Source organism: Fructilactobacillus sp. YLN 2507 (assembly GCF_059614085.1).
Map to the genome: position 1 here is coordinate 1,028,987 of NZ_CM184303.1, position 21,245 is coordinate 1,050,231.

The window sequence follows — 21,245 nt, forward strand, 5'->3', positions numbered from 1 at the left end:
ACCCCCTATTCATCCTCACTAGTACCGCTTAATCCTTCAGAAATCTTATCAATAATAATTGCTAAAATTACAATTGCGATTCCGGCAGCAAATCCAGCTCCGGCATCATTACGACCAACGGCAAAGTAAACTAATGAACCTAATCCCATTGTTCCAATCATTGAAGCAATTACGACCATTGAAAGTGCTAACATCATCCCTTGGTTAATTCCTGAAATGATTGTTGCCTTAGCAATTGGTAGTTCAACTTTAAATAACTTTTGTAACGGGGTACAACCAAATGAAACCGCAGCTTCGTTTAAATCAGCTGGAACCTGCTTAATTCCAAGATAAGTCATGTTAACAATTGGTGGAAGGGAGAAAATTACTGAAGCAACCACTCCTGGAACCATTCCAATTCCAAATAAAGCTACCGCTGGAATTAAGTAAACAAAAGCTGGCATCGTTTGCATAAATGACAAAATCGGTTTAACAATGACATTAACCACGTGATTCTTTGCCATCCAGATTCCTAAAGGAAGTCCGATAATGATAATAATTAAACTGGTTGCAATTACTAATGTTAAAGTTTCGGTCATATCATGCCAATACCCTTGATTCCAAATTAGCAATAGCCCTAATAATTCAAAAAGCATGAAAAACCAATGTTTAGTATTTCGTAAAATAAACCAAGTTAGAATTAACAATAATCCAATAAATAACCAAGCCGGAATTAAATCAAAAACCCATTGAATGGCATCTAAAACAGCTCCAATTCCTGCTGTTACCGCATTAAAAAATCCAGCAAATCCAGTTAGCCAGTTAACGAAGGCATTAATCCACTTTGCTAGTGGAATAACCGGAAAACTACTTAATAATACAAATAAATTATTCATTATCGTCCCCACTTTCGGTTGAAGAAATTGCTTCCAAAATTACACTTCGTAGAATAATTCCTTGAAATTCATTTTGATCATCAACTACTGAATAAGGAATTGGCGACTTGGAAATTTTTTGTAATAACGTTGCCAAAGCCACATCTGCTTTAGTAGTTGGTACATCAGTTTTTACAATTGAACGCAAGTTACGATCCCCACGTTTGATTAATTCATTAACATCATCAGCATCCAATAAACCGACTAAATGACGATTATCATCCACAACGAAAATACTAGAAATCTGGTCATTATTCATCCGTCGTAATGCCACTTTGGGTCCGTCTTTTTCAATATTAACCGTAGTGGGTTTTACCATTACATTTCCAGCTGTTAAGATTTGAGAACGATCCACATTTTGAATAAACTTACGAACATACTCATTTTTGGGATGGGTCAATAAATCTTCAGGAGTATCCAATTGTACAATTTCTCCATTATGCATCATCAAAATGCGATCACCGATTCGAAGAGCTTCATTTAAATCATGACTAATGAAAATAATAGTTTTATGTAATTTATGTTGTAAATCTAACAATTCATTTTGCATATCTCTTCGGTTCAAAGGATCCAAAGCAGAGAATGCTTCATCCATTAATAAAACGTCGGGATCATTAGTAATTGCTCTAGCTAATCCAACTCGTTGTTGCATCCCACCAGATAATTCAGCCGGTAACATCTCATCATAGCCATGAAGTCCTACCATTTCTAGTGATTCATGAGCTTTTTTATCACGTTCTTCTTTTTTTACCCCTTGTACTTCCAAACCAAAGGCAGCATTTTCTAAAACCGTTCGATCAGGCAATAAGGCAAAATTTTGAAAGACCATGCTCATCTTTTTTCGCCGAAGATTCAATAATCCTTCTTTATCTAACTGATTGGTATTTTGTCCATCAACATAAATTGCCCCAGAGGTTGGTTCAATTAATCGATTAAACATTCTTAGTAAAGTTGATTTACCAGAACCGGAAAGTCCCATGATCACAAAAATTTCATTTTCATTAATTGTAAAATTAGCGTTATCAACCCCTACCGTACTTCCAGTAGCAGCTAAAATTTCCTCTTTCGTTTTTCCAGCTGCCAATAGCTCTTTGGCTTTCGCAATATGAGGGCCAAAAATTTTGGTTAAGTGGTCTACTTTTATCTTTTCTTTTTGTTCAGTCACATTAATTTCCTTTCTCTAGTAAGCTCTTGATATACCTCTAGACTAACAATTAAAGTTAAGTTTTGTCAAATAACACGACAAAAAGACACCTTTAATCTTAAAAAGGCGTCTTTTTTAAATTATTAAATTAGTTCTTTTTATCAGGCTTAATTTGGTCAGTTTCATAATCAAAACGGGAATTGAATAATGGACTAATTGGCCGATTTTGATCAATCCTAACAATTGCATCACTAATTAAAGGTGCAATTGAAATTTGTTTAATTTTTTTGATTTTTTTATCATCTGGTAATTGAATTGAATCAGTCACAATTACTTGTTTAATTGGTGAATCCTCTAAACGTTGAATGGCTGGCCCTGAAAGAACTGGATGAGTACAACAAGCATATACTTCCTTAGCCCCAGCATCAATTAATGCTTGAGCTCCTTTAGTAATTGTTCCAGCTGTGTCAATCATATCATCAATCATGATGGCCGTTTTACCTTTAACATCACCAATAATATTCATAATTTTAGCTACATTGGCTTTCGGGCGACGTTTATCAATAATCGCAATTGGTGCTCCTAAAAATTCAGCTAAAGCACGAGCACGAGTTACTCCACCATGATCAGGTGAAACCACAACAACATCCTTATCCAAACCATTTTGAATAAAGTAATCTGCTAATAACGGTGCCCCCATTAAATGGTCGACTGGAACATCAAAAAAGCCTTGAATTTGAGCAGCATGTAAATCAAGGGCAACCACCCGAGTAATTCCATCAGTTTGAAGCATATCAGCAACTAATTTAGCTGTAATTGGTTCGCGTGACCGTGCTTTACGATCTTGACGCGCATATCCATAGTAAGGAATAACTACGTTGATTGTAGCAGCACTTGCTCTACGAAGTGCATCCACCATAATCAATAATTCCATTAAATTGTCGTTAACTGGAGCAGAAGTTGACTGAATAATGTAAACATCATCCCCACGAACACTTTCTTCGATATTGATTTTAATTTCTCCGTCACTAAAATGGTCAACGTTGACCTTACCCAAAGGCACCCCCATATGCTTAGCAACTTTTTCAGCTAATGGACGATTAGAATCCAATGAAAAAATTTTCAAGTTTGAATCTTGAGCTTTCGTTACCATAATTTCCCCCGTTACGTTTTTACTTTGAATAAGTTAATTATATTATGCAAAAGTTAATTCGGCAAATTTAACTAGTCAGCTCCATGAAATGGTAATTTTTGATAATAACCGGGCTTGTTAGTTTGTCGTTCTCGGGCAATGGCCATCTCATATTGATCAACGTCATCCGTAATCGTCGAACCGGCAGCAATAAAGGTATGATCAGCAATTTCAAGTGGGGCAATTAAGTTAGCATTGCTCCCAATAAAAACATCATCTCCAACTTTAGTCTCATGTTTGTGCTTACCATCATAATTAGCAAAAATCACACCACAACCAACGTTAATGTCTTTGCCTAAAGTAGCATTCCCAACGTAAGTTAAGTGACCAATCTTAGTACCCTCACCTATCTTAGCCTTCTTAACTTCACAGAAATTTCCAATATGAACATTTTTTCCAATCATTGATTCTGGACGTAAATGACTGTTGGGCCCAATGTTTGAACCATCTAGCATTTCTGAAGATTCAATGGTGGAAGATGTGACCGTAACCCCATCATGAATCACACTATCAGTAATCTTGGAATTCGCTCCGATGATGCAATCACGACCAATTTTAGTGCCACTTTGTAACTGAACCCCAGGTTCAACGATAGTGTCTGGGCCAATTTCAATATCAACATCAATATAAGTATCATCTGGATTAATAATGGTTACTCCATGATTCATGTGATATTCATTAATCCGTCGTTGCATCACTTTAGTAGCAGCAGCTTGAGCAACTCGATTATTGACTCCCATTGATTCTGCAAAATCATCCATTTGATAAGCCGCAATTGTGTCACCATTTCGCTTTAAAATTTCAATGGCATCAGTGAGATAGTATTCTCCTTGTGCATTATCATTATTAATTTCGTGCAATGCTTGGAATAACTTTTGATTGTCAAAAACATACACGCCGGTATTAATTTCTTTGATAGCACGTTCTTCAGCATTAGCATCTTTTTGTTCGACAATCTTTTCAACAATTCCTAAATCATTTCGCACAATTCTGCCATATCCAGTTGGATTAGGAGCAATTGAAGTCAAAATCGTGGCAGTTGCTTTTTTATCATTGTGATAAGCAAATAGTTTTTCTAGTGTATCAGCTGTAAACAATGGTGTATCACCACTAATTACTAAAGTGGTTCCGTCTGAGTTTGCTAATAAGTCCTCGGCCCGCAAAACGGCATCACCCGTCCCTAATTGTTGATCTTGAACTACATATTTAGTGCGATTACCTAATTCATTTTCGACATCTTGGGCACCAAAACCAACCACTGTCACAATATTATCCATGTTTAACTTTGAAACTTGAGTTAAGACATGATCCACCATCGATTTACCACAAATTCGATGCAAAACTTTATATAATTTTGATTTCATTCTAGTGCCTTTTCCAGCTGCTAAAATAATTGTATTTCTGTCACTCATTTCAAACTCCTATTTCTCGCTCCCAAAGATTTTTTCATCATAATTACCCTTTGTAATTACCATACCGTCATCATTGGTATGTTCCATTTTTACTAGTGAAGTATAATCACCAAAGTCTTTATTTTTGTCACTAACCCCTTCAGCAAAGAAAGTACTACCAACTAAATTACAATCAAATTCTTTAATTAAAGATGAAAGTCCATTGATAGTTCCACCACCATGAATAAAATCATCAACAATTAAGACATTTGATCCCTCATCAAGACTTCGCTTAGAAATTGTCATTCGCTTAATTTTTTTACTTGAACCAGACATGTAGTTCACATTAACTGTTGACCCTTCCGTAATGTTGCTATCATGGCGAGCAATTACGAGCGGAACATTTAGATATTGTGAGGCAGCTTGAGCAATCGGAACTCCACGAGTAGCAACTGTAAGAACTGCATCAACTTGTTGGTTTAAATATTGTGTAGCAATCATCCGACCTAAAAGACGCAACTTAGTAGGATCACCTAAAATATCTGACATGTACACATAACCACCTGGAAGCTGTCTTTGACTATTATTCAAAATTTCAATTACTTCATCCATAAATTGGTCTGCATCTTCTTTAAGAATGTAGGGAATGTATTTTGCCCCACCTGCTGCTCCTGGTACCGTTTCTACTAACCCAATTCCTCTTTCTTGGAAAGTCCGTTTCAAAATCGTTAAATCCTCACTGATTGAAGATTTAGCAGATCCATAACGCTTAGCAAAAAAAGTCAATGGAATCAAAGTATGGGGACGGTTTAACATATAATCGGTCATATCTACTAGTCGTTCACTACGTTTAATTTTCATTTTTCCACCTCGTTAATCTATTTACATACAACCTGAATTTTAACACAAACGTTCGGTTTCTGTTTAAATTTTATTTAATTTTAACAAAAAAACACTAAATTTTTAATTTAGTGTTTTCAAAAGCTAATGTTAAGCTTTTTTCTGATAATAATTAAAGGCTAGAGCACTAAAGTAAATTAGACACTCAATGGTTGCTATAAAGAAACTGACTGGCCAATTAGTTACATATCCTAAATAAAGCCCTAACCATACTCCCGCTAATCCAAATGAGATTGAGCAAACAATCATCTTGCTAACTGAATGAGCAAAGTATTTAGCACTTGCTGCTGGTAACGTTAATAAAATAAAAATTAACAGCGATCCAACAATTTGAGCTGCCACTGATACACTTAAAGCCAACAAAATCAAAAAGATAATTGACATCAAATTACTATTAACGTGTTGTGCTTTTGCTCCAATTGGATCAAAAGAATCAAATTTCAAATTACGATAGATTACTAATAAGGCAACTAAAACAATGATAGATAAAATTACCATTTGATAAACATCGGTCACACTAATTCCTACGACACTTCCAAATAAAATATTAGTAGCATAACTGGCACTTTTATTTGATAGGGCTAAAAATAAGACCCCGAGACCAATAAATAATCCCGAAATAGCACTAATAGAATCTTCACGGCGAGAAGCTTTTGAACCCATTTTCCCAACTAAAACTGAACTAATCATCGTAAAAATTAACATTCCATCTAAAGGACTCAAACCTACAAACATTCCAAAAGCAGCCCCCGCAAAACCGATTTCTGACAAAGTATGAGTTAAAAATGACATATTTCTAGAAACCACAAAGACGCCAATAAAACCGCAGACAATTGCAATAATCGTACTAGCCAAATAAGCATTTTGCATAAATTCAAGACTAAACATTAGCTGGACCTCCTTGGTAATCAGAAAGCTGTAAGTTAGCAATTGGCCCAAATTCATACCCATCCGTTTTTAATAGTAAAAATTCATCCGAAAATTGTTTTGCTAAAGGAAGATCATGAGTAACTGAAATCACTGTCACCCCAGTATCTTTATTTAATTTCCTGACTAACTTTAATAAGTTTTCTTTGGCAAGGGGGTCAAGGCTAGCCGTTGATTCATCTAAAATCAATAAATCAGGTTGATTAACCAATGCTTGTGCTAAATAAGCACGTTGTTTTTCTCCTCCTGAGGTTTTCCCAAGTGGTTCATTTTCAATTTTAACTAAATTGGTTTGTTTTAAAGTCTTTTCTATTTGTTGTTTTTCTTGACGACTTAACCATGGCAATTTATACCCACTAAAATTTAAGCCTACAAAATTTTTCACAGAAAGTGGATACTCATCATCAATGTTTCTAAATTGAGGTACATAGCCAATTTTGACATCCTTTCGATTAGGAAAAAATGTAACAGTTCCATGAGTTGGTTTTAATTGTCCTAAAATTATTTTAATTAAAGTGGTTTTTCCAACACCATTTTCTCCAACTATACTTAAAAAAATGCCACGCTTTAATTTAAAACTTAAATTATCAAGCACCCTTTTTTCAGAAAAATCTTCCCATAAATCATGAGTTTCTAAAATTAAATCATTCATTTGTTGCTCCTTTAATTTAAGTAAACAAAAATTTTTACAAAAAAAAAGACTTAGCAGTCTCTTCTCTTTTAAAATTAGTTTTTTATGAACGTGACCTCAATGTCTTCAGTTAATACTTTTGAATAAGTAAAAGAAGCATGTGCAGGTTGTTCACTTGATTTTAAGTCAACAATAAATACAGCGGGAAATACTTCTGAGAGTACCCCTTCATACTCGTTAGTTCGTTTTCGACCGGCCTGCTCAGTAACCCGAATGTCACTGCCAAGGTGGCCTTTAATCCAACTCTTAATATCTGGTAAATTCATACAAATCACCTCATAGAGATATTATACACGATTTTGTTAAGAATGTAAAGGGTCCCTGAATTTATAAAATTCCCTGTTCATGAAAAGCATTCGCCATTTGTACAAATTGGTCAATAGTTAGTTCTTGTGGACGAACTGTTTTTAAAATATTTAATTGTTCTAAAATTAGTTCTACTTGTTCTTTAATCTCGGGCTTTTTTCCAAAGATTCCTTGTAAATTATTCCATAAAGTCTTACGTCGATGCATAAAACAGCCATGAACAAACCCAAAAAATGCTTTTTGATCGTAAGCAACAAATTTGCGGTTTTTCCGTGGAACAAGTTTTACCACTGCGGAATCAACTTTAGGAGCGGGAATAAAAGATTCATGCGAAACTTCAATGGCAATTTCAACGTCATCTAAATACTGGGTAATCACACTCAAAGAACCATAATCATGCGTATTGGGTTTGGCACAAAGTCGATCGGCAACCTCACGTTGCATCATAAAAACTAAATTAGTATATGGGACATTCCCCTTTAAAATGCTCATCAAAATTGGCTTAGTAATATAATACGGTAAATTAGCAACAATTTTTAAATTATGTTTCCCATCAAAATAATCAGAAACAATTTTAGGTAAATTGGCCTGCAAAAAGTCTTGGTGTAAAACCGTTATATTGTGATATTGAAAAAGAGTTTCATCTAAAACAGGCATCAAATTATCATCAATTTCAAATGCTACGACTTGATTTGCTCGACGGGCAAGCTGTTCTGTTAATGCTCCTATTCCTGGACCAATTTCAATAACGTCATCTGCTTCAGTTATATCTGCTGCATCAACAATTCCATGAAGCACACTTAAATCATCTAAAAAATTTTGGCCTAAGCTTTTTTTAGCACTCAAATGATACTCGTTTAAAATCGCCAAAGTTCTCATTCGACTTCCAATTTCTGGCGTTTCGTTCATTTATTTTCTCCTAATCAATTTGTTTTAAAGCAGCTTCAAATTCAGCTTTTGTAATTCCAAACATGCGTAATCGGTGTTGTAATTGTTTAGCATTTACATAACCCAGGTGCAAAAGCTCTCCCAATTTTAACCGACGTTCTTTAGCATCGTGGCTTCCCATCAAATTAGCATCCATTAACTCTTGTTGACTAATTAATTCAGGATTATCATCGCTTTCAGTATAAACCATGCTCAACGCTTCTCTAATTGCAGCAGGCGAAGCATGTTCAACTCCCAATGATCCCCGTGGATTATCTGGAACAGCATCCTTCTTTTTTAAAAAAGCATGTTTAGCTTCTGGAATCTCATCAGAAATAATCCGTCTAATTTTTTCTCCCGAAAAATCAGGATCTGTAAAAACAATGACTCCTCTAGTTTGGGCTAAGCGATCAATTAAGTCTAGCGTTTCATCATCAATTGCTGAACCCCTAGTTTCAATTGTATCAGCATCAACAGCACGTTGAATTCGCTTGGTATCATCTTTTCCTTCAACTACAATTACTTCTTTAATTCGTTTCATTTATTCATCCAATCCAAAAATTCTCATTGTATTTGCATAGGTAGCTCGTGCTAGTTCATCCGGATTAAGATCCTTATAGCGTGCAACTGCCTCTAAAGTATATAAAGTATAGGCAGGCTCATTTTGATGACCTCGCAAGGGTTCTGGTGTTAAATAAGGTGCATCCGTTTCGACTAAAATACGATCCATTGGCGTCTGCTTAGCGGCTTCATGAATTTCCTTAGTCTTTTTAAAACTAGCAACTCCACTATATGAAAGATTCATTCCCAAATCTAAAAACTTTTTCATCCATTCAACATCACCATTAAAATTATGAATAATTCCGCCAATTTTTTCAATGTGTTCATCTTTTAGGATACGATAAGTATCTTCAAAAGCATCTCGATTATGAACTGAAATTGGAAGCTTTAAATTTTTAGCCAATTCAATTTGCCGACGGAAAACCCACTCTTGTACTTCTTTTGATACAGATTTCTGGAAAAAATCCATCCCAATTTCACCTAAAGCTACCACTTTTTCATCTGTTAATTGAGCTTCCAAAGTTTGCTCTGCTTTATCATCATAATTAAGTGCCTCTTCTGGATGCCACCCTACAATTGCATACATATCATCATATTCATGCGCTAAATCAATAGAACGCTGGTTTAAGCAAGTATTTGAACCAACATTTGCAATTTTAGTAACTCCTAACTTTTGAGCATGTTTAAAATAAGCTGAAACCTGTCCCATAAAATGTTCATCATTTAGATGAGTATGTGAATCAAAAATTTTCATTATAAGCCTCCTAACTAGCAAAAAGCTTCACCAACTTTAATTAGTGAAGCTTAATTGATTATGCTAATGTACCACCATTTTCAAGTGATGAATCAACTGTCACGACTTGAAGATTGCCATTTTCCTTTTCAACTGAAAGAATCATTCCTTGACTCAATTCTCCCCGAAGTTTAATTGGTTTCAAGTTAGCTACAATAATTACTTTTTTTCCAACTAATTTTTCAAAGTCAGGATACCATTTAGCAATTCCAGAAACAATTTGACGTTCTCCATCATCACCTGCATCCAGTTTGAATTTCAATAATTTATCGGCTTTTTCTACCTTATCAACTGATTTTATTTCCGCAACTTTTAGTTCAAGCTTTTCAAAATCAGGAAAGGCAATGTCAGCTTTCAAATTCTTTAAAGTTGTTACTCCAACTGGATTTGCCTCAGTTTGTTTCATTGTTGACCGTCCTTTAGCTTTTTCATTGACCGTCATTTTACTCTTAATGTAATCAATTTCTTCCTTTGGATCTACTCGTGGAAAAATTGGATTGCCGTTAACAACCACTTTATGTCCACCAACAAAATCACTAATTTTGGCATTTTTTATATCAAACATTCCGGCATCTAATCCAAGCTGATTAATAATTTCAAAAGCCGCATTGGGCATTGCGGGACTAATCAAGATAGCGATTAAACGTAAACTAGCAGCTAGATGAGCCATTACATTGGCTAATTGCTTAGCACTAGCTTTGTCAGTTGCTTGCTGTTTTGCTAGTACCCAAGGTTCAGTTTGATCAATATATTTATTAGTTTGGGAGATTAACTTCCAAACAGCTGAAAGTGCTTCTGACAAATGAACCGTATCCATTAACTGCTTATATTCGTTCGTTGCATCCATCGCCATTTTTTGTAATGCCTGGCTTGGTTGATCATCAGTATCATGATAATCAGGAGTTACTCCAGCTTCATACTTATTAATCATAGCCACAGTTCGGTTTAATAAATTCCCTAAGTCATTAGCTAGATCAAAGTTAACTCGATTCACAAAATCTTCAGGTGTGAAAACTCCATCTCCAGAGAACGGAACTGCTTTTAATAGGTAATAGCGTGTTGCATCAAGGCCATAACGTTCAATTAAATCTTCCGGATAAATAGCATTTCCCTTTGACTTCGACATCTTACCATCTTTCATGGTAATCCAACCATGACCGTAAATTTCTTTAGGAAGTGGTAAGCCAAGTGCATGTAAAATAATTGGCCAATAAATACAGTGAAAACGAACAATTTCTTTTCCAATCATTTGTAAATTAGCAGGCCAGAATTTTTTAAAGAGTGAATCATCTGAACTATCATAACCTAAAGCCGTAATATAGTTGGTTAATGCATCAATCCAAACATAAACAACGTGTTTAGGATTTGATGAAACAGGAATTCCCCAAGAAAAAGTGGTTCTAGAGACCGCTAAATCTTCCAATCCTGGTTTCAAAAAGTTGTTGATCATTTCGTGCATTCGAGAACTTGGTTGAATAAAATCAGGATGAGATTTGTAATAATCCATTAGCCAATCAGCATACTTACTCATCTTAAAAAAGTAACACTCTTCATTAACTAATTGTACCTTGTTACCAGTTGGGGCAATCCCCCCAATTACCTTTCCTTCATCATCATGATAAACCTCACTTAATTGAGATTCCGTAAAATACTCTTCATCAGAAACCGAATACCAACCAGCATAAGTCCCAAGATAGATATCACCTTGATCTAAGAGTTGTTGAAAAATCTTTTGGACCGCCTTAACATGGCGTTCATCAGTCGTTCTAATAAAATCATCATTTGAAACATCTAATTCAGACCATAAATTTTTAATTTGTTTAGCCATTTTATCCACATATTGTTGTGGTTCAACGCCTAGCTTCTCGGCTTTCTGTTCAATTTTCAAGCCATGTTCGTCAGTTCCAGTTAAATAAAAAACATCATAACCGGAAGCACGACGATACCGAGCAATGGCATCTGCTGCCACCGTGGTATAGGAGTTCCCAATGTGTAATCTACCTGATGGATAGTAAATTGGGGTCGTAACATAAAATGTTGGTTTTTGCTCTGCCATGTCAATCTCCTTATTCGTCTTATTATTAGTGCTATTATACTACATTCAAAATTGCTCAATACTAGAAAAGAATTGCTTTAAAACAAATCTAATTGCATTGCTGCCTGCTGATTTCCCTTTAAATGTAGAATTTCTTGTAATTGAGTCGCATTTTTAGCAGCGGCTTTCCCAGTATTGTTATTAAAAATAACTGCAACTTCCTCAGCTTGCTGACTCAAATTAGTCACAACCTTAGCAAGTTTTGTTAATTCAGTTTCTGAATAGCGATATCGATATCTTTCTCGAGTTCCTTTTGCCCAAGCAGCTTCATTATGCCCATGTAATCGCACATAAACAAACTTTTGATTAGTGACGACTGGGGTAAATGAAATCCCATTAGCCAATTGATGTGGTTCATCTACAATAACGTAAGTCATTTTTAAACTAGTTAAAAAATTAACAACATCTCTACCAATTTCAGGTCCTTCCCATGACGAATTTCGAAACTCGATTGAAAGCGGAAGACTGCCCATCCATTGTCGAATTTGTCGAAGGTATTGAATATTCGCTTGATTACAAACAAAAGACGGAGGAAATTGAAATAAAAAGGAAGCTAACTTGTCTGCTTCAATCATCGGCTGAAAAGCATTTTTAAATTTATCAAATACATCATAAATGTTGTCAGCAACGGGTCCCGGTTGATTTCGCATCGGCGTTTTTGTCATCATCGAATTAGCCTTGACAATGAATTGAAAGTCATCTGGAACTTCGTTTATCCACTTTTGTACCCATGTAACCTTGGGAATTGCATAAAAAGGACTATCAACTTCTACAATTGGAAAATGATTAGCGTATTCTGGTAAAGTTATTTTTGATTTGTGCTGATTTGATAAATATGGATGATCGGTCCAGGTTGCTAAGCCCACTTTAATCATAATTAAACCTGCAAATCATTAAAAAAATCAAGAGCATTCATTTTTTGCATAATAAATGGAACTGGTAACTCTAATTCCTCTTGATTAATCACTAATACCTTAGCATTGGGCTGACGATAATCAAGAAGCCCAGCAAAAGGATAAACTCGCATAGAGGTGCCTACAATTACAATCAAATTAGCAGCTTGTACTGATTGAATGCTTTGCATAACCGTTTTTTCATTAATTCCCTCTCCATACAAAACGATATTAGGTCGTAACATTCCACCACAATTTTCATGATACATAGAATTAGCATAAGAAGCATAGTCAACGTGCTTACCACATCTTTGACAATAGATATCATACAAATTTCCGTGAAATTCAGCGACATGATGTGCATTAGATTTTTGATACAAACCATCTACGTTTTGCGTAACAATTGAAGCTCGATTAGCACGTGTTAATACTGCTTGTTTTTCATGAATCACGTTTGGCTGAGTCTCTGGATAATACATATTATTCATTACATATTGATAAAAAATAGCCGGTTCATTAACCAAGCAATCATGACTTAAGTAGTATTCAGCTGGTTTATCAGTTGTATCAGTTGTATATAAACCACCCTTAGAACGATAATCTGGTATTCCAGAGGGAGTTGAAATGCCTGCTCCTGTAAGAAAAGTAATTTGATTAGCACTATCAAACATTTTTTGTAATTCATTCATTCTCATGAATCAGCCTCGTTTATCTAATTAAATATGGAATTTTCAATTCATCAAATAATTCCTGAACCGTTTTAGTATAAATATTTTGAATAAATTGCTCTGCTAACTTATTTTTTGTAGGACCCGTTAAAACAAATGAGTTCTGATCATCAACCGCGGCAAAACCAATATATGCGGGAGTTAGGCTAGCTTTGCTTTTTAATTTAGAATGATAAAGTTTAAAGACCTGGCTAACTTTAAGGCCTAACTGACGTTTAGAAAATACCGATGTGACCATTGCAAAATCAGTTAGATGTAATTCAGGCAATTTCCAACCTTTCATTTGACCATCAAAAGCTTTAAATAACTTAACCACATTCCGACGAAAAGCGAATGGACTATCAGTTGGCTTTTCAGTAATAATTTGATAAAGTCGCTTCGCTGCCGCGGTTGCAATCGGAAAGTTTTGAATAAAAACCGTATCATGCTCGTCAAACTCATGACCAAAAAACACTAATGCATCCAAAATCGTTACTACCCGAATTATCATTTCTGAATCAACTTTACCGGTTTCTTGGGTAATAGTTTGCCGAACTCCTTTAATGTATTCTGTTTCAATCTGAGGAGTAATTAGTCCATGTTTTCGTTGCTCGGCATAAACCACAAAATGAGCAATTACATCAAAAAGTTCGGTTCCAATAAACTGAAGTTGTTCATCTAATGCACTATCCTCTGTTGTTAATGGAAAATAAACTTGAGGAAAGCCCCGCAAAGTCATTAACAAATGAAGTAATTCGTGTGTAGCTGTAAAATCTGGCTCGGTAACGTCATTAATTTGAACAAAAAGATGTTTTCCATCTTGCATAATTTGGGCTTGATCATGTTTAACATATCCTGATTTTAAATTCCCAATAAATTGAACCTGAACATCACCATCAAAAAAACGAGAAACTGCATTTAATAAGCTTTTAGCCTTCGGGCCTAATTGTAATTCTTCTGCCAAATCAATTTTCTCCTTTAATTTCCTTTAAAATGCGAACCGCATTTTCTAAGTTTTGGGATGCATCTGGAAGTTCATCTAAACGCATCACCACTTGCTTAATCTCATCATCTTTAGCGCCAGCAGTCATCGCTAACGACTTAAGTTGCAGATGCATGTGACCGCGTTGAATCCCATCAGTTACAAGGGCTTTCAAAGCCGCTAAATTTTGAGCTAAACCAACTCCAGCAAGAACTTCCATAATTTCAATAGCTCCATCAATTCCCAAAATTTGATAATTAATTTTGCTCATTGGTAATAAATGAGTTGCCCCTCCTACTGTTCCAGTGGGAATTGGCAATTTAATCATTCCTTCTAGCCCATTTTCAGCCACACGCCATTTGCTAAGTCCTTTATATGAGCCTTTGCGTGCAGCATACGAATTAGTAGCTGCTTCCACAGCTCGCCAATCATTTCCCGTTGCAATTACTACGGCATCAATTCCATTCATAATTCCCTTATTGTGAGTAGCTGCTCGTTTAGGATAGATATTAGCAACATGGGCGGCTTCTTCTATTTTGCGCGCCACTTCTTTTCCTGACAAATTTCCTCTTTGCAATGAATCAAAGGGAACTGTTCCTTTTGCAACCACAATATTATAGTCACCATAATTTGATAAAATACTCATTAATACTTCTTGACCTAGGTTAATCTCAATGTTTTTGGCAGCTGCTTCTAACATCGAATTCATTGTATTAGCTCCCATAGCATCACCTACGTCTACAAATAATTCAAAAGAAACATGTTCTTCATCAATCATATTGTATTTAATGTCTCGAATCCCACCATATTGGGTAATACTTGGATGAGCTTTTAAAGCAATCTCAATTAATTTAGCTTTATTTTTTTCAAACCAATCTTGGACTCCTAAAACATTATCCGTTTTTAAGATAATTTCTCCAGTTAGTACCCGACTAGCTGCTGTTGCAGTAATGCCACCACCATCACGCAACATTTTAGCGCCATTACTGGCTGCAGCAATAACCGAAGGCTCTTCAGTTACCATGGGAATCAAATAATCCTTATCGTTAACACGAAAGTTCGTAGCAATTCCTTCTGGAAGACCGAAATCAGTTAAGTAATTTTCAATCAATTCACTTCCTACTGATTGAAAATTTTGGTTAATCGTTTTTAATTGAGAATCACTTAAGTTTGCTGCTTTTGCCACTAATCCAAGCCGCTCTTTGTATGGTTTTCGAAAAAAACTATTAAAATTTTTCATTTGATTAACTTCCCTTCTTAACTAAAGTTGTTTTCGACGTACTCATTTACCACGCCTTCACGAACTCCTCCATCAGAAAAAATCACTCGTTTTGAATCAATAAAGTCCATGACGGAAGTTAAATTAATTAACCCCCCCACAATGACATCCGCACGGTCACTTTCAAGCCCATTAATTTGTTGACGTTGTTTTAAATTATCATTGAGAAAAATTTTCATCGTATGATTGATTTGTTTTCTAGTAAGTTGGTAGTCTTGGATACAATCAACGTGCTTAAAATGTTGATGTCGTCGATTAATGCGAGCCAATGTCCGAGCTGCACCACCAATTAAAACAATCGGGTAATGGACGGGATGATTTAACCAGCCAATTTTGCTATACATTTCAATAATAAACTGTTGTGCTGAAAATAAGTTAGCTGCTTTAATTTCATCTTGAAGCTTAAAACGTTCCGTCATTTTCACAGCTCCAGTGGGAATACTAACGTAATTAATTGCTTTTTTATCACGAACATGCACAATCTCAACACTAGCACCACCAATATCCATTAAAACGTAATCTTTAATACTGAGCCGTTTTACAACTCCTTCATAGTCATAATAAGCTTCTTGATTACCCGTTAAAACTTGAACTTTGATTCCAATTTCTTCTTCAATACTATGCAAAAAATCTTGTTGATTTTGTGCTTGACGAACAGCGGCTGTAGCAATTGCTTTTACAGTCACATTAGGTAATTTACGATACTCATCTTTAAAATGTTTGAGCGCTGCAATGGTACGCTTCATTGCAGAAAATTGCAGAATGTTTTTGGTCCCCATTCCTTCTGAAAGACGAGCATCATTTTTCATCCGTTTTACTTCATGGTATGTTCCGTCCACATTAAGTTGATATACGGCCATGCGTACTGAGTTCGAACCGATATCAATAATGACAAAATTTTCCATCCGAATCTCCTCTACTAGTTGGCAAGACTAGTTAAAGTAATTAATTCCCATTGCATTTCGAACTTCATTTAAAGTTTTTTCTGCAACTTGATTAGCCTTTTTACTGCCTTCTTCTAAAATCTGGTAAACTTTTGCAGGATTTTGTTCAAAACTTTCTCGACGCTCGCGAATTGGAGTCAAAATATTTTGTAAGACCTCGTTTAAGTATAGCTTAATTTTAACATCTCCCAGACCACCTTGAGTATACTGATCTTTCAATTCTTGGACTTTAGCTTGATCATCTGCAAAAATATCTAAATAAGTAAAAACAATGTTACCTTCAACCCGACCAGGATCTTCAACATGTATATGATTAGGATCTGTGTACATAGACATTACTTTTTTCTTGATCGTTTCTGCATCATCAGATAAATAAATACAGTTATTAAGTGATTTACTCATCTTGGCATTACCATCTAACCCAGGAATTCGTCCTTCCCCCTTTGGAGGAAAGTAGCCTTTCGGTTCAACTAACGTATCAGTGTGATATGCACTATTAAAACTGCGCACAATCTCTCTTGTTTGTTCTAGCATTGGCTCTTGATCATCACCAACTGGAACCACAGTTGCTTTAAAAGCTGTTATATCGGCTGCTTGAGAAACTGGGTAAGTTAAAAATCCAGCTGGAACACTTTCATTAAAACGTTTTTGTTGAATTTCATGTTTAACCGTTGGATTTCTTTCCAATCTAGCAACCGAAACTAAATTCATATAAATCATCGTTAATTCATTTAAAGCAGGAATCTGGGATTGCACAAAAATAGTTGATTTGGCTGGGTCAATTCCAACTGCTAAGTAATCTAAGGCTACTTGGAAAAGACTGTTTTTAATTTTTTCTGGATCACGTGCATTGTCAGTTAATGCTTGCATATCAGCAATCATAATATAAGGCTCATATTTTCCGGTATTTTGTAATTCTACTCGATTCTGAAGTGAACCAACAAAATGGCCGATGTGTAATTTACCAGTAGGACGATCTCCAGTTAAAATAATTGGTTTCTTTGTCATTTTAAAATTCCTTTCTATCAAAAAAACGCCCCTTGATAAAAATCAATAGGACGCCTCAACGTGGTACCACCTAATTTGCATTTATTAAAAATGCCACTATTAACTATAAGGTTGTTAACCATTTATCCATTTCGCTTTGTCCAACCATTTTCAGCAATTATGGTCTCTCTGTTAAGGCGACTCTGCTACTCCACTTTAATTAATTTTAGGGGTTTTGAAAGAAAATGTCAAAGTTCAAACTCATTGACAGTACTCATTTTTCCAATTAGAATAAGCACCGACTTTAAAACGTGAGGTAGTAATTTTGAAGAAACCAGATGAGCAACAAGAACAAAATCGAATAACATTTATTTCTGATCTATTAAATCAAAAAATAATTAAAACACGCCAGGCTGTAACTGAAGCTCAAACAGAAGCTCAACAGGTGCAAAAAAACTATGGAATTAATACATCCGTTAACTATTTAGAGGCCGATGATCGAATTGAAACTAAAGCTGATTTACAACAACAGCGAAGCTTAGTTAATAAAGTTGTGGAAGATGAAAACATTGTAAAAAGACAGCTTCGCACCTATAAAGATCTTCAACATTCTCCCTACTTTGGACGAATTGATATTCAAGATGAGGGTGAAACGGATGTGGACCAATTATACATTGGAACTGCTTCATTACTGGATGATGAAACTGGTGAATTTTTAATTTATGATTGGCGAGCACCAATTTCTAGCATTTATTATAATGGAACATTAGGCAAAGTCAGTTATACTACGCCCAACGGAACTCAAAATACAGAGCTTTTAAAAAAACGGCAATTTCAAATTAAAGACGGACAACTTCTTAATATGTTTGATACAAACGAAACCGTTGGAGATGAACTTTTACAGAAAGAATTAAGTGCTAAAAGTTCAGATCAACTAAAAAACATTGTTGCCACCATTCAAAGATCTCAAAATGATATCATTCGTGATACAAAAAGTGACTTACTAGTGGTCCAGGGTGTGGCTGGATCGGGCAAAACTTCTGCTCTTTTACAAAGAATCGCCTTTTTGCTATATCATAGCCGGGATGAATTGAATGCTAACCAGATTCTCTTATTTTCACCTAATCTTTTATTTTCAAACTATATTAGTGATGTTCTTCCTAGTTTAGGAGAACGAAATATGCGTCAAGTGACTTTGGCTGAGTTCTTTTCGCAAAGATTAGAGGGGATTAAGGTACAAACCTTGTTTAATCGATTTGAAGCTAAGATAGGTAATCCCCAAATCAATGAATTAAAAGGCAGTCAGACTTTCATTAATCAAATTGATAATTATTTAAAACAGTTAAGGGGAAACCAAATTGTTTTTACTGACATTTACTTTCAAGGAAAAGTTTTTTTTGCCAAAACAGATATTCAAAAAATTTACAGTAGTTTAAACTCGAAGTTGCCATTAGCTGATAAACTTTTAAAAACTAAAAATACATTAATTAAAACTTTAAAGCAAAAGACTAGTTTAGCAATTCATGAAGATTGGGTATTAGAAAAAGTTGAATCGTTATCTGATGAAGATTATCGTAATTATTTACTAGATACAAAACCATCTGATTTTGCTAATTTTGATGAAGAACATGATTATATTGCGACTAAAATTGCAAAAGAGCAATTACGCATCGTATATGATGCCATTTACAATAATAACTTTTGGGATCCCTTTACTCAGTACCTTAATTTTTTAAATCAGGTAACCATTCCAACAACAATTAAAAAGCTTGAATGGCAAGATGATGTAACCCAGTTTAACCATCAATTAGAATTTCATCAACTTCGATTAGCAGATGCCGCTCCCCTACTATATCTTAGAGATAAGTTTACGGGCGAAAATAAAAACAATAACATCAAGTACCTCTTCATTGATGAAGTTCAAGATTACTCCATTGCAGAAATTATGTATTTAAAGCTTATTTTTAATAATGCTAAATTCAACTTGATTGGTGATAGTGAACAAGCCATCTTTAAAGACGTTGAGTCAGCACCACATTTATTACAAAAATTAAATGATGCAATTCCCGTTAAACATTCTCGCTTAATTAATTTAAATCGCTCATATCGATCAACTTATCCAATTACAACCTTTGCTAGTTCTTTACTACCAGATGGTGAGCATATTGAAGCTTTTAATCGTGATGGTGAAAAGCCAGTACTCTATGTTGAACCAAATGAGGCTGCTTGTATTATCCGCTTAAAACAGACAATTAAAAGCAAGCTAAAATTAAAAGACTCAGTTGCAATTATTACAAAAAATCGCGTTGAAGCAGAAATGATTTATCGCAAATTAAAAAAGGAGTTTAATCCACTACTAGTATCAGATTCTGCTCGCACTATTGACCAAAAAGTCGTTATTTTACCAGTTTATTTGGCCAAAGGAATGGAATTTGATGACATTATTGGATGGGACATATCACAGAAGAACTATCCCAATTACCATAGTTTAGGAATCTTATATACAATTATGACCCGAGCAATGCATTCTTTAACTTTAATTAGTAGTGAAACCATTAGCCCACTAATTCCTAATAAAGCAATTGAAAATAATTTAATTAAAATAAAAAAAGTTGAGAAATAATTCTCAACTTTTTATTTTTGTTCATCTTTTAATAAATCTACAATTTCCTTTAAATATTCTTCAGTTGGATCTACCTTAGTTTCTTTTTTAGCAATCACATTAACCTTACTTAATGCTTTAATCATTAGAAACACAACAAAAGCAATAATTAAAAAGTTAATCACAGAGTTAAGGAAAACCCCATATTTAAAAGTTGCATCTCCAACTTTAAATACTAAATTAGAAAGATCAATTTTACCTAAGAAAATTCCAATAAATGGATTAATAATATTTTTCACTAATGAACTAACAATTGATGTAAAAGCAGCCCCAACAATTACTCCAACTGCCATATCAACTACGTTACCCTTAGAAATGAATTTTTTAAAATCTTTCCACATAATAATCTCCCTTTCCTTTTTAATTTTTCAAAAACCACTATCCCATTATAACAGGATTAAGAAAAGTTTTATATCATATGAAAAGATTTATTTAATTATAACTTACAAAAATTTAATATCATAAGCATGGTTGTTAGCAAAAATATTCAAATTAATTATTATCTTCTCACTGTACACAAAACGTACACATTTATTTCTTCTTTATTCTGACTTACTCGACATTTAATATTAAAAAAGATTGATATAACAGCATTATGAATATGAATAATAAAGACTTAATAAGTATTTTAAGCCGCTTCGGGGATTTGAACCCTGAATCTTTTCCTTACCATGGAAGTGCTCTACCTATTGAGCTAAAGCGGCATCTTAATTTTAACATAGCAATTAACAGTATAAAACAAAAAAAAAGACCTTAGCATATGCTAAAGTCTTTTTCATTTGCGTGGCAACGTCCTATCCTCGCAGGGGGCGATCCCCCAACTACTTTTGGCGTGCTGAAGCTTAACTTCTGTGTTCGGCATGGGAACAGGTGTATCCTTCAGGCTATCGCCACCACACTTTTTTTGTGAGAACTTCGTTCTCTCAAAACTAGACAATATTATTTTCTTC

General features: G+C 34.7%; 20 protein-coding genes, 1 tRNA gene and 1 rRNA gene. 1 reads left to right on the forward strand and 21 read right to left on the reverse strand.

Translation table 11 applies throughout. The features are described from left to right. Window positions 1–5 precede the first annotated feature (5 nt). From AC0GLY_RS05365 to trpS, 18 genes are all read right to left on the reverse strand, one after another. Window positions 6–875, reverse strand: a complete 870-nt coding sequence (locus AC0GLY_RS05365; RefSeq protein ID WP_496611154.1) for an ABC transporter permease — start codon at window positions 873–875, stop codon at window positions 6–8. After that, entirely contained in the window at window positions 868–2,079 is a 1,212-nt protein-coding gene (locus AC0GLY_RS05370; RefSeq protein ID WP_496611155.1) for a quaternary amine ABC transporter ATP-binding protein, read from the reverse strand. Before AC0GLY_RS05370 ends, AC0GLY_RS05365 begins: the two co-directional genes overlap by 8 nt. 127 nt (window positions 2,080–2,206) lie before the next feature. Then, the gene (locus tag AC0GLY_RS05375) at window positions 2,207–3,211 is read right to left on the reverse strand and encodes a ribose-phosphate diphosphokinase (protein ID WP_496611156.1); all 1,005 of its coding nucleotides are present in this window, start codon (window positions 3,209–3,211) and stop codon (window positions 2,207–2,209) included. A gap of 71 nt (window positions 3,212–3,282) precedes the next feature. After that, on the reverse strand, window positions 3,283–4,662 hold the full coding sequence (gene glmU, locus AC0GLY_RS05380; protein ID WP_496611157.1) for a bifunctional UDP-N-acetylglucosamine diphosphorylase/glucosamine-1-phosphate N-acetyltransferase GlmU: 1,380 nt from the start codon (window positions 4,660–4,662) through the stop codon (window positions 3,283–3,285). A 9-nt stretch (window positions 4,663–4,671) separates the two neighbouring features. Then, window positions 4,672–5,502, reverse strand: a complete 831-nt coding sequence (gene purR, locus AC0GLY_RS05385; RefSeq protein ID WP_496611158.1) for a pur operon repressor — start codon at window positions 5,500–5,502, stop codon at window positions 4,672–4,674. A gap of 129 nt (window positions 5,503–5,631) precedes the next feature. Then, window positions 5,632–6,429 (reverse strand): metal ABC transporter permease, encoded by a 798-nt coding sequence (locus AC0GLY_RS05390; RefSeq protein ID WP_496611159.1) that lies wholly within the window; start codon window positions 6,427–6,429, stop codon window positions 5,632–5,634. Beyond that, window positions 6,422–7,120, reverse strand: coding sequence for a metal ABC transporter ATP-binding protein (locus AC0GLY_RS05395; protein ID WP_496611160.1), 699 nt, complete (start codon window positions 7,118–7,120; stop codon window positions 6,422–6,424). Before AC0GLY_RS05395 ends, AC0GLY_RS05390 begins: the two co-directional genes overlap by 8 nt. 74 nt (window positions 7,121–7,194) lie before the next feature. Beyond that, entirely contained in the window at window positions 7,195–7,425 is a 231-nt protein-coding gene (locus AC0GLY_RS05400) for a Veg family protein (protein WP_395317812.1), read from the reverse strand. Window positions 7,426–7,486: 61 nt separating this feature from the next. Beyond that, window positions 7,487–8,374, reverse strand: a complete 888-nt coding sequence (gene rsmA / locus AC0GLY_RS05405; RefSeq protein ID WP_496611161.1) for a 16S rRNA (adenine(1518)-N(6)/adenine(1519)-N(6))-dimethyltransferase RsmA — start codon at window positions 8,372–8,374, stop codon at window positions 7,487–7,489. 10 nt (window positions 8,375–8,384) lie between these two features. Next, the gene (rnmV, locus tag AC0GLY_RS05410) at window positions 8,385–8,933 is read right to left on the reverse strand and encodes a ribonuclease M5 (RefSeq protein ID WP_496611162.1); all 549 of its coding nucleotides are present in this window, start codon (window positions 8,931–8,933) and stop codon (window positions 8,385–8,387) included. Next, the gene (locus AC0GLY_RS05415) at window positions 8,934–9,707 is read right to left on the reverse strand and encodes a TatD family hydrolase (protein WP_496611163.1); all 774 of its coding nucleotides are present in this window, start codon (window positions 9,705–9,707) and stop codon (window positions 8,934–8,936) included. 58 nt (window positions 9,708–9,765) lie between these two features. Continuing rightward, a complete protein-coding gene (gene metG, locus AC0GLY_RS05420) occupies window positions 9,766–11,802 on the reverse strand; it encodes a methionine--tRNA ligase (RefSeq protein ID WP_496611164.1) in 2,037 nt (678 codons plus the stop codon). 77 nt (window positions 11,803–11,879) lie between these two features. Then, a complete protein-coding gene (locus AC0GLY_RS05425) occupies window positions 11,880–12,716 on the reverse strand; it encodes a DUF72 domain-containing protein (protein WP_496611165.1) in 837 nt (278 codons plus the stop codon). Between the two features lie 2 nt (window positions 12,717–12,718). Continuing rightward, window positions 12,719–13,429: an NAD-dependent protein deacylase gene (locus tag AC0GLY_RS05430; protein WP_496611166.1), complete on the reverse strand. Its 711-nt coding sequence runs from the start codon at window positions 13,427–13,429 to the stop codon at window positions 12,719–12,721. Window positions 13,430–13,442: 13 nt separating this feature from the next. After that, a complete protein-coding gene (locus tag AC0GLY_RS05435) occupies window positions 13,443–14,411 on the reverse strand; it encodes an IpaB/EvcA family protein (RefSeq protein WP_496612257.1) in 969 nt (322 codons plus the stop codon). Then, window positions 14,407–15,663: a hydroxymethylglutaryl-CoA reductase, degradative gene (locus AC0GLY_RS05440; RefSeq protein WP_496611167.1), complete on the reverse strand. Its 1,257-nt coding sequence runs from the start codon at window positions 15,661–15,663 to the stop codon at window positions 14,407–14,409. The genes AC0GLY_RS05435 and AC0GLY_RS05440 overlap by 5 nt, the downstream gene beginning before the upstream one ends. 17 nt (window positions 15,664–15,680) lie before the next feature. Further along, window positions 15,681–16,607 carry a Ppx/GppA phosphatase family protein gene (locus tag AC0GLY_RS05445; protein WP_496611168.1) on the reverse strand — a complete coding sequence of 309 codons (927 nt, stop codon included), beginning with the start codon at window positions 16,605–16,607 and terminating at the stop codon, window positions 15,681–15,683. Window positions 16,608–16,634: 27 nt separating this feature from the next. Beyond that, window positions 16,635–17,654, reverse strand: coding sequence for a tryptophan--tRNA ligase (gene trpS, locus AC0GLY_RS05450; RefSeq protein ID WP_496611169.1), 1,020 nt, complete (start codon window positions 17,652–17,654; stop codon window positions 16,635–16,637). A 304-nt stretch (window positions 17,655–17,958) separates the two neighbouring features. Between trpS and helD the strand changes: the two genes are divergently transcribed. Next, on the forward strand, window positions 17,959–20,256 hold the full coding sequence (gene helD, locus AC0GLY_RS05455; RefSeq protein WP_496611170.1) for an RNA polymerase recycling motor HelD: 2,298 nt from the start codon (window positions 17,959–17,961) through the stop codon (window positions 20,254–20,256). Between the two features lie 11 nt (window positions 20,257–20,267). Here helD and mscL read toward each other — a convergent pair whose 3' ends face one another. From mscL to rrf, 3 genes are all read right to left on the reverse strand, one after another. Then, on the reverse strand, window positions 20,268–20,636 hold the full coding sequence (gene mscL, locus AC0GLY_RS05460) for a large-conductance mechanosensitive channel protein MscL (protein WP_496611171.1): 369 nt from the start codon (window positions 20,634–20,636) through the stop codon (window positions 20,268–20,270). A 290-nt stretch (window positions 20,637–20,926) separates the two neighbouring features. Then, window positions 20,927–20,999 (reverse strand) — tRNA-Thr (locus AC0GLY_RS05465). Between the two features lie 77 nt (window positions 21,000–21,076). Then, a 5S ribosomal RNA gene (rrf, locus tag AC0GLY_RS05470) occupies window positions 21,077–21,193 on the reverse strand. Window positions 21,194–21,245: the final 52 nt, after the last annotated feature.

What these genes read in the sequence shown, in the direction of transcription:
- AC0GLY_RS05365 (WP_496611154.1), bottom strand. Translation starts at nt 875, where the DNA reads ATGAATAATTTATTTGTATTATTAAGTAGTTTTCCGGTTATTCCACTA.
- AC0GLY_RS05375 (WP_496611156.1), bottom strand. Translation starts at nt 3,211, where the DNA reads ATGGTAACGAAAGCTCAAGATTCAAACTTGAAAATTTTTTCATTGGAT.
- glmU (WP_496611157.1), bottom strand. Translation starts at nt 4,662, where the DNA reads ATGAGTGACAGAAATACAATTATTTTAGCAGCTGGAAAAGGCACTAGA.
- purR (WP_496611158.1), bottom strand. Translation starts at nt 5,502, where the DNA reads ATGAAAATTAAACGTAGTGAACGACTAGTAGATATGACCGATTATATG.
- AC0GLY_RS05390 (WP_496611159.1), bottom strand. Translation starts at nt 6,429, where the DNA reads ATGTTTAGTCTTGAATTTATGCAAAATGCTTATTTGGCTAGTACGATT.
- AC0GLY_RS05395 (WP_496611160.1), bottom strand. Translation starts at nt 7,120, where the DNA reads ATGAATGATTTAATTTTAGAAACTCATGATTTATGGGAAGATTTTTCT.
- AC0GLY_RS05400 (WP_395317812.1), bottom strand. Translation starts at nt 7,425, where the DNA reads ATGAATTTACCAGATATTAAGAGTTGGATTAAAGGCCACCTTGGCAGT.
- rsmA (WP_496611161.1), bottom strand. Translation starts at nt 8,374, where the DNA reads ATGAACGAAACGCCAGAAATTGGAAGTCGAATGAGAACTTTGGCGATT.
- rnmV (WP_496611162.1), bottom strand. Translation starts at nt 8,933, where the DNA reads ATGAAACGAATTAAAGAAGTAATTGTAGTTGAAGGAAAAGATGATACC.
- AC0GLY_RS05415 (WP_496611163.1), bottom strand. Translation starts at nt 9,707, where the DNA reads ATGAAAATTTTTGATTCACATACTCATCTAAATGATGAACATTTTATG.
- metG (WP_496611164.1), bottom strand. Translation starts at nt 11,802, where the DNA reads ATGGCAGAGCAAAAACCAACATTTTATGTTACGACCCCAATTTACTAT.
- AC0GLY_RS05425 (WP_496611165.1), bottom strand. Translation starts at nt 12,716, where the DNA reads ATGATTAAAGTGGGCTTAGCAACCTGGACCGATCATCCATATTTATCA.
- AC0GLY_RS05430 (WP_496611166.1), bottom strand. Translation starts at nt 13,429, where the DNA reads ATGAGAATGAATGAATTACAAAAAATGTTTGATAGTGCTAATCAAATT.
- AC0GLY_RS05440 (WP_496611167.1), bottom strand. Translation starts at nt 15,663, where the DNA reads ATGAAAAATTTTAATAGTTTTTTTCGAAAACCATACAAAGAGCGGCTT.
- AC0GLY_RS05445 (WP_496611168.1), bottom strand. Translation starts at nt 16,607, where the DNA reads ATGGAAAATTTTGTCATTATTGATATCGGTTCGAACTCAGTACGCATG.
- trpS (WP_496611169.1), bottom strand. Translation starts at nt 17,654, where the DNA reads ATGACAAAGAAACCAATTATTTTAACTGGAGATCGTCCTACTGGTAAA.
- mscL (WP_496611171.1), bottom strand. Translation starts at nt 20,636, where the DNA reads ATGTGGAAAGATTTTAAAAAATTCATTTCTAAGGGTAACGTAGTTGAT.